The following is a 12650-nucleotide window of genomic DNA, read 5'->3' as shown; positions in this document are numbered from 1 at the left end:
GAGGCGGAAGGGGGAGGGCCCCCTCGCGTTTTGCGTGACTATTGTCGCAAAACGCTCACCCCCCAGCCTCTCGCTGAGTCGCCCCCAACGCTCCCCACCCCGCCAGCCTTTCTAAATTCCTGTGTCTCTAACCTGAATTCAGCGCTATTCGTGCGTAAAACCTTCCGGGGTATCGCAGTGGTTTTTTCGCGGATTGTGTGCAAAATCGTGAGTTTGCGGGTTTATCTCATGTAGAGTAGTTCCGTGTTGGTTTTATCTAGGCGCATAGGCGAAAAGATTGTCATCGGTGACGGCATCGTGGTTACCGTTGTGGAAGTTCACCGTGATTCGGTGCGTTTGGGCGTGGATGCCCCGCGTTCCGTTCCGGTCAACCGGGCCGAGTTGCTTCAGGCAGTTTCTGAAGAAAACCAGGCCGCCATGTCGGGCACCGAAGCCGCCGCAGCCCTGCAGTCCCTGCAGTCCATCAAGCCCAAGTCCGGCCAGCCTTTGGACCTGCGCCGGTTGATGAAGGGATCATCAGCCTTGCCGGGCGCTGCCTCCGCACAGTCCCAGACACCCAAACCCTCCCCGAATTCACCAGCATCGCCGACAAATCCCGCCGTTAAACGGGTTCCGAAACCTCGCCCCCCACAGACGAATTAATCGCCGTAAGCCCGCCGCCGGAGCTGGATAAAACCCCATAAACCTGAGCAAACCGTCAAAATGCGCTCCTGAAATCAAGAAATATCGCTGAAAATTCACTGAATTCGCTAACAAACTCATTTAAATGCACGAAACTGGTGCGTAGACGGTGCCGCAGGCACCACTTATTTGGGAGGTCGCTTTATGGGCGAAATGGATGAAATTGTCCGCGAATTCCTGGTCGAGTCCTATGAGAACCTCGATCAACTTGAGCAAGACATGGTGTCCTTGGAATCCGAACCGGGTTCAAAAGAACTCCTGTCCTCGATTTTCCGGACTATTCACACGATTAAAGGCACGTCAGGATTCCTGGCGTTCAACCGGCTCGAGAAGTTGGCACACCGTGGTGAAAACTTGCTTTCCGAGTTGCGTGATGGCGTACGTGAGATGGATCAAGACACCGCTGACGTACTGCTGTTGATGGTAGACCGAATCCGCAACATTATGGGTTCAGTGGAAGACACCGGTCAAGAAGGCGATGTGGACATCGAATCCGTCATCGCTCAGATTGAAGCTATTCAAGGCAAGACGTCGAGTGCGCCAGTGCCGGCTGCTGACAGCATGTCTGGCGAACCGGCTCCGGCCGCCGCTGAGGAAGCTCCGGCCGAGATTCCGTTCTTGACCAATGTGGCTGATGAGAACGGTAACGTGAACCTGGGTGAGGACCTGGCGACCCCGCCAGCCGCCGCTGAGGAAGCTCCGGCCGAGATCCCGTTCTTGACCAATGTGGCTGATGAGAACGGCAATGTGAACTTGGGTGAGGACGCCGCCCCGGCAGCCCCGGCTACCCCGGCAGCCCCAGCAGCTCCGGCTGCTCCTGCCACCCCGGCTGCTCCGGCTGCCCAGTCCGCCCCGGCTGCGAAACCGGAACCGGCCGCCCCGGCATCCCCCGCCCCGCAGTCGAAACCGGCGGCATCCAAGAAGGACGAAGCCAAGCCGGCGGAACACGGTTCCTCGCGTTCTGCTGCGGATTCTTCCATCCGCGTGGATGTCGACCTGCTGGACGTGCTGATGCGCGAAGTCTCCGAGTTGGTGTTGGTGCGTAACCAGATTGTGCGCCTGACCGATTCGATGACCGACATGAACCTGGTGCAGTCGTCTCAGCGCTTGTCCATCGTCGCCACCGAGCTGCAAGAGGGCATTATGAAGACCCGCATGCAGCCCATCGAACACCTGTGGTCCAAGATGCCGCGCGTGGTGCGTGACCTGGCGAAACAGACTGATAAGAACGTGCAGCTGGTCATGATTGGCGGCGACACCGAACTCGATCGTTCCTTGCTGGAAGCCATCAAGGATCCGCTGACGCACATGGTGCGTAACGCGGTTGACCACGGGGTGGAACTGCCCGAGGTCCGCCAGGCTGCCGGGAAAGACCCGAAGGGCACGGTGACCTTGAAGGCTTACCACGCCGGCGGCCAGGTCGTAGTTGACATTATCGACGACGGCGCGGGCATCGACCCGGTCGTGGTGGCGAACAAGGCTCTGGATAAAGGCCTGGTCACCCAGCAGCAGCTCGGTGAGATGAGCGACAAGGAAATCTTTAACCTGCTGTTCCTGCCGGGATTCTCGACCGCAAAGAAAGTCTCGAACATTTCCGGCCGCGGGGTCGGCACCGACGTGGTCAAGACTTCCGTTGAGGCCATCGGCGGTACGGTTGACGTCGAGTCTGAACTCGGCAAGGGTTCGACTTGGCGGATGCGGATTCCGCTGACCCTGGCGATTCAGCCGTCCTTGACGGTCGAGTCCCACGGCGAGCTCTACGCCATTCCGCAGGTGTCCCTGCTCGAGTTGGTCGTTTTGGATTCGTCTCGCAAGGAAACTTCGATGGAGTACGTGAACGCCTCGCCGGTTTACCGCCTGCGTGGCATGCTGCTCCCGCTGATTCGCTTGAGCCACGTGCTGCATCCCGAGGAATCCAACGACCGCGGCTCCGAAGCCAACGGCGTCATTGCTGTGCTGCAAAACGATGACCAGCGTTTCGGCCTGGTGGTCGACAAGGTCATCAACAACGAAGAAATCGTGGTCAAGCCGCTGTCCTCCAAGCTCAAGTCCATCGGCCTGTACGCCGGTGCAACCCTGCTGGGCGATGGCCGCGTGGCGCTGATTTTGGATATCGGCGCGGTGGCGCGCAAGTCCCTGACTGGCGCGACGACCCAGGCTGCCCAGAAGGCTCAGATGGATGCGGAAGCCGCACAGGCTCGCAGCTCCGAGATGACCGGTCAAGCGCTGGTGGTTGGTATTGGCGATGGGCGTCGCGTGGCGATTCCGCTGGCTGCCGTTACCCGCTTGGAGCACATCAGTGTCGAGGCGGTGGAACGCGTGGGTGGCCGCGAGGTCATCCAATACCGGGGCCAGATTCTGCCTATCGTCCGTCTGGATCGTTTGCTCGGGGTCATGGACTACGAGGAGCCCAAGGATCTGCAGGTCGTGGTGTATCGCCGGGGCGATCGTTCCGTGGCGATGGTGGTCCGCGAGATTCTGGACATCGTGGCCGACGACAAGCGCAAGCACTCCAACATCGAAGACCACGGCTTGCTGGGCTCTGCGGTGCTGAAGGACCGGGTTACCGAGCTGCTGGACGTCGAACAGGCCGTCCGCGCCGCCGACCCGACGTTCTTCGACGAAATCGAAGACTTCAACGCGGAACTCGAGATGAACTCTCGCCTGGACATGGTCGGGGCGTGATGAGCGATGACGCAGTACGTAACTTTCCGTTTGGACGGAGCCCTTTATGGCATTGAAGTCAATCAGGTCACCGAGATTCTGCACGGTGAGGACATCACGAACGTGCCGCTGTCGCCGACCGCCATTACCGGCCTGGTGAACTTGCGCGGACAAATCGCGACCCTGATTGACCTGCGTAACCAACTGCATCTGCCGCCCCGTGAGGATCCCCGCGAAGCCATGATGGTCGTGGTGGTCCTGGACGGCGAGACCCTGTCGCTGATGGTGGATTCGATTGGCGATGTTCGCGAGGTCGACGAGTCTGATTTCGAGGCTCCGCCGGACACGCTGGGTCAGGACATGCGCGAACTCATCTTGGGTGCGTACAAGTTGAGTGATGACCTGCTGTTGGTCCTCGACGTGGAGCGCGTCGTCGCTATCGGCGCGGAAGCCCGCGGTGCGTGAGGTCCAGCCGTAGCTTAGAAATTGCAAAGTCGGAGGGGGTCACTGCGGTGGCTCCCTCCGATTTGTCCGCACAAGGGTGGGGCGCAACAGTGTGTTTCGGGTGCGGCTTTTCGGTAAAATGTACGTAAAGCGGCACGCGGTCTGACTTTGTCACATCGCAAAAACTACCGTCCGTTGTCGGGCGAAGAACCGTAAAACCAGTTAGCCTTAAAAGGTAGAACTCGCAGCTGAGGGAGAGAAGATGTCAGGCATTAAAGTCCTCGTCGTGGACGATTCCGTTGTGGTGCGTAAAATCGTGACAGACGCGCTTAACGCCGATCCTAACCTGGAGGTTGTGGGTACTGCCCCGAACGGCAAACTGGCGCTGATGAAGTGGAAACAGCTGAAGCCCGATGCCATCACTATGGACATCGAAATGCCCGAAATGAACGGAATCGAAGCCGTGCGGGAGCTGCGCAAGATGGGCTGCAAAGACCCCATCATCATGTTCTCCACCTTGACCCAGCGCGGAGCGACCGCGACTTTGGAAGCCCTATCTGCCGGCGCTACGGACTACGTGACGAAACCGGCTAACCAAGGTTCCGTCCAGCAATCCATCCAAAGCGTGCGTGAACAGCTGGTTCCCATCATTCTGGGCTTGCTGCCCAGCAAAGTTCGGGCGATGGGGGCGGTGTCCTCCAGTTTGTCCCCCGAGGCTCGGGCCAATATCTCGTCCGTCCCGTCCATGTTTGCCGGTCCGCTCAAACTGCACGACCGCACCGGTATGCCCGACAAGCCGATTCGTATCGTTATTCTCGGCTCCTCCACCGGTGGTCCCGAGGCTTTGACCAAGGTCATTTCCGGGCTGAGCCGTCCCATGCCGGTGCCTATGGTCATCACTCAGCACATGCCCCCCGTGTTTACCACCCAGTTGGCGGCCCGTTTGGACAAACTGACTTCCGCAACCGTGCAGGAGGCTTCGGAAGGCATGATGCTGGCTCCGGGCCATATTTATCTGGCACCGGGCAACTTCCATATGACTTTTGCCGGCAACGCTGGGGCTCCGCGCGTGAAGTTGACCCAGACCCAGCCGGTGAACTTTTGCCGTCCTTCCGTGGACGTCATGTTTGAATCCGCGGTGAATCTCTATGGCGGAGACATGTTGGCGGTCGTGCTGACCGGCATGGGCCAGGACGGCAAGAACGGCTGCGGCAAGGTTCTGGAAGCCGGGGGCCGTACCCTGGTCCAGGATGAGCAAACCTCCGTGGTGTGGGGGATGCCGGGGGCGGTAGCCAACGCCGGCTTTGCTGACGAGATTCGCCCCTTAGATGAAATCTCGACCCAGATTCAGCGTCACGTCCAGACTTATGCCCCGGAGGCCCGACGATGAGCCTGACCCGCCAAACATTTGATTATGTGGCGGGATTGGTCAAGCAGCGCAGTGCTATCCAACTTCCCGCCGGAAAGGAATACCTGGTTGAATCCAGGCTCATTCCTTTGGCTCGGGAAGCCGGATTCACCGGGCCCGCCGCGGTGGACAAGTGGATTCAACAGGTTATCGCGACCCACCGGGCTGGTGACCTGCAAGACATCGCCGAGGCTCTGACCACCAACGAGACTTCATTTTTCCGTGATGTCACCCCGTTTAAGGGTTTGACGGAATCCGTAGTTCCCAGCCTGGCCGAGGCCGGTCACCGCAACCTCTCGATTTGGTCCGCGGCTTGTTCCACCGGTCAGGAACCCTATTCCATTGCGATGAGTCTGTTAGAGATGGATCAGGCTCCGAATTTTTCCATCGTCGCTACTGACATTTCGCGGGCAGTGTTAGCCAAGGCCAGGCAGGGTTTCTATACCCAACTGGAGGTGAACCGTGGCTTGCCGGCGCCTATGCTGGTGCGCTACTTTGCCCGCGAGGGCGCCAACTGGGTTATTAGTCCGTCGCTGCGGTCGCGGATTAACTTCCAGGAACACAATCTTTTGTCGACCCCGCCCAAGGGCGGTCCTTTCCATATCGTGTTTATTCGCAATGTGTTGATTTATTTCGACATCAACACAAAGCGAGAAGTTTTGCGTCGTGTGGCGCATTCTATGGTGCCTGGCGGATATCTGTTCCTGGGCGCGGCAGAAACCACGATGGGGATGGATCCCGTATGGGAGCGCATGACGTTGACAAAAGGTGCGGTATACAAATTGAAAGGGGGCGGGAAATGAAAGCATTAGTCGTTGACGATTCCCGTGCTATGCGCAAAATTATCGGCGGTATCCTGCGCCGTGAAGGCTTTGAAATCCTGGAAGCCGCAGATGGTGAACAGGCCATGGAAGTCTTGCACGACCCCGCCACGGGACGCGTCGACTTGGCGACAATCGACTGGAATATGCCGGTGATGAACGGGTTGGATTTGGTGGTGAATATCCGCGCGGAAAAGGAACTGCGCAATATCACCCTGATGATGGTAACCACCGAGTCGGAGCACTCACAGATTGTGCGTGCTTTGGCGGCCGGGGCGCACGAGTACCTCATCAAACCTTTTACTCCCGAAGCGGTCAACGAAAAGCTCATGCTGTTGGGCTTGGGAACTTGAGGAACTTTCAAAGCCCCGCGGGACAGCCGGTGAAACCGAGACCCCGGAGTCTTTCGCCAGTAAGGAACACAAGGAGAAATAATGGATCAGGAAGTTCGGGAAGCGGTGCTGAACATCGCTAACGATGTCTTTTATGCTCTGATTGATAAACATGAAGGCACTGTGATCGAGTGGCTCGATGAAATCGAGCCCTTTCAGAATCCGGTTTATGCCTGGGTGGATTCACAAGGGGATAAGCAGCTGCGCGTCATGCTAGAGATGGAAGATTCCACGGCAAAGGACCTGACCAGGGCCATGTACAGACTGGGTGAAACCGATGAGGTCACCGAGGAAGATCAGCAGGACGCTTTTGGGGAAATCGTCAATGTTATTGGTGGAAACATGAAATCTATTGTGGAAGATTCCGGAAACCTGATTCTTCCACAGGTTAGAAAGGAAAAACCGGTAGAACCAGAATCGCCTTTAATTAGCGTAAACCTCTACTGGAAAAGCAAATTCCTGGTAGTCTCAATTAGTGACCTTAATGCCACTCGGGATGCGGCATAAGGGCGAACACGGAGGTAATCGATGCGTATTATTGTTGCAGACGATTCGCGAGTGATGCGACAGATTGTGGTGCGTACCCTGCGCCAAGCAGGATTTGATTGGGAAGTTATGGAAGCTGAGGATGGCGCCCAGGCTTTGCAGTTGGCACTATCGGAATCCCCTGATTTGGTTCTTTCTGACTGGAATATGCCGAATATGCTGGGTATTGAGATGCTGCAGCAGCTGCGGGCGACCGGGTCAAAGATTCCGGTCGGGTTCGTGACTTCCGAGGGTTCCCCTCAGATGCGGGAAATCGCACAACAGGCGGGTGCAAACTTCCTGATTCAAAAACCTTTTGATGCCGCCACGTTCAAGTCGATTTTAGGAGCGTTTAACCGATGAGTGCCACCCCTTTGCCTACTGGAAAAGAAATCCGTGACCTGTTTGAAATGCTGTTGGGGCGAACCGTTGAGCTGTCCCCGGACTATGAAATTTTGAAGCCTGATGAGGAATTCGGTTGCTGCGTGGCGTTCTTTAATGATGCTATGGACAACGTGTGCGCCGCCTGCATTATGGATCTCGATTTGTGCGCTTATGCCGGTGCCGCACTCCAGCTGATTCCCGCTGCCGGCGCGCAAGACGAAATCAACAACGGCATTCTCTCTGACAGCTACATTGAGAATGTCTACGAGATCCTCAACATTTTCTCTGGCCTGTTGAACAAGGAAGGTGCCCCGCACGTCACCATCGGGTTGATGTATACCCCTGGCGAGGAACTGCCAGCTAACGAGTACAAGATGGTTACCTCCTACGTGGAGCGCCGCGATTCCATCCTCGACATCGAAGGCTACGGCAAGGGCCGCTTCGGCGTCTTGTGCTTTAACTAGCTTTCGCCGCTGGGATTTTCCCGGCGTTAATCCTATTAATTCGGTTCGGTGTGCCATATATGGCACACCGAAGCGTTTAAATCGGTTTTATTGCGGGTTATCCGAGGAATTTAGGGGCTGTTTGTTACCGGGTTTCGGGGTGTGCGGAGATTATAGGGGGAGAATAGCCGGGTAGCTGCCAATAATGGCAGCTACCCGGCTATTCTCCACCTTTAGGCACAACCCAGCTAGTATCCCCCGATTTTTTCGGCCGTCTATACCCAGATTTTGCCGACGTCTACATACTCGCCACCAGCCCTCGCGGCAAAATCTAGGCTAGACGAACCCCCGCAGAGTGGTTTGAGGGGGCTGGCGCTTGTGTGAAAGAATGAACGCATGGCTGATTTTGTAGCTCCAGATTATGTTCCCAGTGACGTTCTCGAGCACCCAGTGACTGAGATTCCAGACATTCCCGGGTGGAAAAAGGCAGCGGCAGGCAAAGTCCGGGAAATCTTTATTCCCGAAGACGCCGCCGGGATTTCGACCGCAGACCGTTTGATGTTGGTGGCGACCGACCGGATTTCGGCTTACGACTTTATCCTCGACACCCCGATTCCCGGTAAGGGCGCGGTGCTGACCCAACTGTCTCGCTGGTGGTTTAACCAGCTTAACGGCCTGGTCAACACCCATTACCTGGGAGTTGACGTGCCGGCGGAGGTCGCAGGGCGGGCGATGATTACCCGACGGTTGGAAATGTATCCGGTCGAATGCGTGGCTCGCGGCTACCTGACCGGTTCGGGGTTGGCTGAATATAAGCAATCCGGCGCGGTGTGTGGCATTGCCCTGCCACCGGGATTGCGCGAGGCCTCGAAACTGTCCGAACCGATTTTCACTCCCGCTATCAAGGCTGAACTGGGCGAACACGATGAAAATGTTTCCGCCTCCCGCATTGCCCAGCTGCACGGTCGGGCGGTAGCAAAGAACCTGACGGACCTGACCCTGCAGATTTACCGCAAAGCCGCCGAAATCGCGGCTGAACGCGGGATTATCCTGGCGGACACGAAGTTTGAATTCGGGGCGCTGCCCGGACACTACGTCCACGGCGACACCCTCGATGACGCCGCCGCGTCTTTCGTGCTGGGCGACGAAGTCATCACCCCGGACTCCTCCCGTTTCTGGCCCGCGGATGCCTGGGTGGAAGGCCAGGTCACCCCCAGTTTCGACAAACAGTATGTGCGGGACTGGCTGACGGGTCCCCAGTCCGGGTGGGATCGTCACGGCGACGCCAAGCCTCCGGCTTTGCCTCCCGAGGTGGTCCAGCGCACCAGCGAACGCTACTTGGAGGCTTACCGGATTCTGACCGGCCAGCCCCTTATCTAAAACTCTGAAACGCTTGCCGGAATCCCGGAAAGCCCCCTATCCACGGAAAAAAGGAAGAAAAATGGGAAAAATCGTTGTTGAGGTTATGGTGAAACCAGAGATTCTCGACCCGCAGGGCAAAGCCATTAAAGGCTCGCTGGCCCGGCTGGGAATCGACAACTTTGTGGACGTGCGCCAGGGCAAACGCTTCACCTTGGACACCGCTGGTGACGTCACCGAAGCGGACCTTGAGGCAGCTCGCCAGGCCGCGCAAACCCTGCTGTCCAACCCGATTATCGAGGACGTTGTGGCTGTCAAAGCCGTCACGGAGGCGCAAGCATGAGCGCAAAAGTTGGGGTCGTGACGTTCCCGGGGACCCTCGACGACCAGGACGCGCGCCGGGCGGTGCGTTTGGCTGGCGCCACGCCGGTTCGGTTGTGGCACCAAGACGCGGACTTGCACGGGGTTGACGCCATCGTCTTGGCGGGCGGGTTTTCGTACGGGGACTATCTGCGGTGCGGCGCGATTGCGCGTTTTGCCCCGGTGATGGAGTCAATCGTCGAGGCCGCCGGTCGGGGTATGCCGGTGTTGGGGATTTGTAACGGGTTTCAGGTGCTGACCGAGGCCCATCTGCTGGATGGGGCTCTGATGCGTAACGAGCATAAAAAGTTCATCTGCCGCGACCAGGTGCTGCGAGTTGAAAACAATCACACGGCTTGGACCAGCGCTTTCAGCGCGGGCGAAGAAATCCTTATTCCTCTGAAAAACGGGGAGGGCAATTTCCGGGCCGACCCACACACCGTGGAGCGCCTCGAGGGCGAGGGCCAGGTCGTGTTCCGCTACGCCGGTCCGTTGGGCAACCCCAATGGTTCGCTCAACGACATTGCCGGGATTACGAATGCACAAGGTAACGTGGTCGGCTTGATGCCGCACCCGGAGCACGCCGTGGAGCCGGGTTTCGGTCCCACCCCCGGTCAGGATAATCGGATCGGCACTGACGGCCTCAAGTTCTTTACTTCCGCCATTAGCTCAGTGCTGGTCTAAGCGAAGGCGCGGTGTGAGGACACTCAAAAAACCGCACCGCCAAACCCCCAAATCAACTAATAAAGGAAACCACTCATGACGACTTATGACACTGTTGAAAATGCCCAACAGACCCCCGACGAGCCGCAAGATTACCGGGCTTTAGGGCTGAAAGACGGGGAATACGCGCATATCAAAGAGATTCTGGGACGCCGACCCACCGCGGCGGAACTGGCGATGTATTCCGTCATGTGGTCCGAACACTGCTCGTATAAATCCTCAAAAAAGCACCTGAAGGAACAGTTCGGCGCGAAGACCACCGCGGAAATGAAGAAACACCTGCTGGTCGGCATGGGCCAAAACGCGGGGGTTATCGACATCGGGGACGACTATGCGGTGACGTTTAAGGTTGAGTCGCATAACCACCCCTCTTTTGTGGAGCCGTATCAGGGCGCTGCTACCGGGGTTGGCGGTATCGTGCGTGACATCATGGCGATGGGCGCGCGCCCGGTGGCGGTCATGGACCAGATGCGTTTCGGGTCAGTAGACCACCCCGACACGGCTCGCGTGGTGCACGGCGTGGTCGCGGGCGTGGGCGGCTACGGCAACTGCCTGGGACTGCCCAACATCGGCGGCGAAACCGAGTTTGACCCCAGCTACCAAGGAAACCCGCTGGTCAACGCCTTGTGCGTGGGGGTGCTGCGTCACCAGGACATTCACCTGGCGAACGCGACCGGTGTGGGTAACCACGTGGTGCTGTTCGGGGCGCGCACCGGCGGGGACGGCATCGGCGGGGCCTCCATCCTCGCGTCCGAGTCTTTCGAGGACGGTATGCCCACGAAGCGTCCCAGTGTCCAGGTCGGCGACCCGTTCATGGAAAAAGTCCTGATTGAATGCTGTTTGGACCTGTTTGACGCCGGCGTGGTGGAGGCGATTCAAGACCTCGGCGCGGCGGGGATTTCTTGCGCGACCTCGGAACTGGCCGCCAACGGAGATTCGGGAATGCATGTGGACCTGGAGAAAGTCCTGCTGCGCGACCCGACTCTGACCGCTGGGGAAATCCTCATGAGCGAATCCCAGGAACGCATGATGGCCATCGTCTCCCAAAGCCACCTCAGCGAGTTTGAGGACATTGTCCGCAAGTGGGACGTGGAATACGCCGTGATTGGCACGGTGACCGGGGACGGACGCTTGACCGTGGACCATCACGGCCAACGCATCGTGGACGTGGACCCGAAAACTGTCGCCATTGATTCCCCCGTGTATGACCGGCCTTATGCGAAACCGGCTTGGCAAGACGCCTTGAACGCAAACACGGTACTGGAAGCGATGGCGCGTGACGAACTGGCGATGCCGGGGGACACCGACGTGGCGAAACTGCGCCAAGAAATCCTTGACGTGTGCGTGACCAGCCCGAACGCGGCAGCAAAGTCCTGGGTCACCGACCAATATGACCGTTACGTGCGCGGCAACACCGCACTGTCCCAGCCTGATGATGCCGGGGTCATCCGCGTGGTCGAAGAAACCGGGCGCGGGGTGGCGCTGTCTACGGACGCGAACGGGTGGTACACGAAACTCGATCCCTACGTAGGGGCCCAGCAGGCGCTGGCGGAGGCTTACCGCAACGTGTGTACCGTCGGGGCGCGTCCGGTAGCGATTACAGACTGCCTGAACTTTGGTAACCCCGAGGATCCGGACGCGATGTGGCAACTGGTGACGGCGATGACGGGTCTGGCTGACGGCTGCGTCACCCTGAAAGTGCCGGTGACCGGCGGTAATGTGTCGCTCTACAACTCGTCAGGAGACACGATGAGCCAGCCGGATTCTTCCATCAACCCGACCCCGGTGGTGGGGATGCTGGGGTTGATGGACTCGGTGACGCGGGTGGTGCCCGCCGGTTTCGTGGGCCAGGGTCAGCCGATTGTGCTGTTCGGCGCCAAAACGGCCGCGGAGCTGGACGGTTCGGCGTGGGCTCGGTTCCACGGTCATTTCGGTGGGCGTCCGCCGGTGGTGGATTTCGCTGCGGAACAGGCCTTGGGAGAAGTTTTGATTTCCGGCGCGAAACGTGCGTCTCACCTGGGGGCGCACGACCTCTCGAACGGCGGTTTGGCCCAGGCTCTGGTGGATATGGCATGCCGTTTCGAAACCGGAGCACGCCTGGATTTGCGCCAGTTGGAGGCCGAAACCGGGCTGGGCGCCACCGCGCTGCTGTTCAGTGAAACTCAGGCGCGAGCCGTGGCTTGTGTCCGCGAGGATCAGATAGACGCGGTGTGCCACTGGGCCGAGGCGGCCGGTGTCGGCGTGTGGCAAATCGGCGAAAGCGGCGGATCCGACCTGTCGATTACCCTCTCGCAGGGCGAAGTGCGTTTCTCGGTCAGGGAACTGGCCGACGCCAGCGCCCAGGTTCTGCCCAACCTGTTTGAGTGAGCCGTGCCGAGGGGTTATAACCGCGTAAGCCTGCATATTTTGCGGCTTTCGCATAGAATTACCACGTCAGCGGTAAGTG

13 protein-coding genes are annotated in these 12650 nt (G+C 58.6%); all 13 read left to right on the top strand.

Annotated features, from left to right (window positions below):
• Positions 1–243: 243 nt before the first annotated feature.
• Positions 244–642, top strand: coding sequence for a carbon storage regulator CsrA (csrA, locus tag RQ935_RS04275; protein WP_311497355.1), 399 nt, complete (start codon positions 244–246; stop codon positions 640–642).
• 183 nt (positions 643–825) lie between these two features.
• The gene (locus RQ935_RS04270; RefSeq protein WP_311497354.1) at positions 826–3366 is read left to right on the top strand and encodes a chemotaxis protein CheA; all 2541 of its coding nucleotides are present in this window, start codon (positions 826–828) and stop codon (positions 3364–3366) included.
• Between the two features lie 6 nt (positions 3367–3372).
• A complete protein-coding gene (locus RQ935_RS04265) occupies positions 3373–3810 on the top strand; it encodes a chemotaxis protein CheW (RefSeq protein ID WP_004008847.1) in 438 nt (145 codons plus the stop codon).
• A gap of 241 nt (positions 3811–4051) precedes the next feature.
• Positions 4052–5179 (top strand): chemotaxis response regulator protein-glutamate methylesterase, encoded by a 1128-nt coding sequence (locus RQ935_RS04260; protein WP_282920909.1) that lies wholly within the window; start codon positions 4052–4054, stop codon positions 5177–5179.
• Positions 5176–6000: a protein-glutamate O-methyltransferase CheR gene (locus RQ935_RS04255; protein ID WP_282920910.1), complete on the top strand. Its 825-nt coding sequence runs from the start codon at positions 5176–5178 to the stop codon at positions 5998–6000. The genes RQ935_RS04260 and RQ935_RS04255 overlap by 4 nt, the downstream gene beginning before the upstream one ends.
• Positions 5997–6371, top strand: coding sequence for a response regulator (locus RQ935_RS04250; protein WP_282920911.1), 375 nt, complete (start codon positions 5997–5999; stop codon positions 6369–6371). The genes RQ935_RS04255 and RQ935_RS04250 overlap by 4 nt, the downstream gene beginning before the upstream one ends.
• Before the next feature lie 81 nt (positions 6372–6452).
• Positions 6453–6917: a chemotaxis protein CheX gene (locus RQ935_RS04245; protein WP_311497353.1), complete on the top strand. Its 465-nt coding sequence runs from the start codon at positions 6453–6455 to the stop codon at positions 6915–6917.
• 21 nt (positions 6918–6938) lie between these two features.
• Positions 6939–7298, top strand: coding sequence for a response regulator (locus RQ935_RS04240; protein ID WP_004007547.1), 360 nt, complete (start codon positions 6939–6941; stop codon positions 7296–7298).
• Entirely contained in the window at positions 7295–7783 is a 489-nt protein-coding gene (locus tag RQ935_RS04235) for a hypothetical protein (protein WP_311497352.1), read from the top strand. Before RQ935_RS04240 ends, RQ935_RS04235 begins: the two co-directional genes overlap by 4 nt.
• A gap of 375 nt (positions 7784–8158) precedes the next feature.
• Entirely contained in the window at positions 8159–9142 is a 984-nt protein-coding gene (locus RQ935_RS04230; RefSeq protein ID WP_299294740.1) for a phosphoribosylaminoimidazolesuccinocarboxamide synthase, read from the top strand.
• A 61-nt stretch (positions 9143–9203) separates the two neighbouring features.
• Positions 9204–9464, top strand: coding sequence for a phosphoribosylformylglycinamidine synthase subunit PurS (gene purS / locus RQ935_RS04225; protein WP_297723137.1), 261 nt, complete (start codon positions 9204–9206; stop codon positions 9462–9464).
• Positions 9461–10165: a phosphoribosylformylglycinamidine synthase subunit PurQ gene (purQ, locus tag RQ935_RS04220; RefSeq protein ID WP_308536646.1), complete on the top strand. Its 705-nt coding sequence runs from the start codon at positions 9461–9463 to the stop codon at positions 10163–10165. Before purS ends, purQ begins: the two co-directional genes overlap by 4 nt.
• 75 nt (positions 10166–10240) lie before the next feature.
• Complete coding sequence (purL, locus tag RQ935_RS04215) at positions 10241–12571, top strand: phosphoribosylformylglycinamidine synthase subunit PurL (RefSeq protein WP_311497351.1); 2331 nt, start codon at positions 10241–10243, stop codon at positions 12569–12571.
• Positions 12572–12650: the final 79 nt, after the last annotated feature.

The organism is uncultured Mobiluncus sp. (genome assembly GCF_963511525.1).
Lineage (GTDB): Bacteria > Actinomycetota > Actinomycetes > Actinomycetales > Actinomycetaceae > Mobiluncus.
Note: the sequence above shows the minus strand (reverse complement) of the source record. Positions and strands in the feature narration are given on the sequence as shown.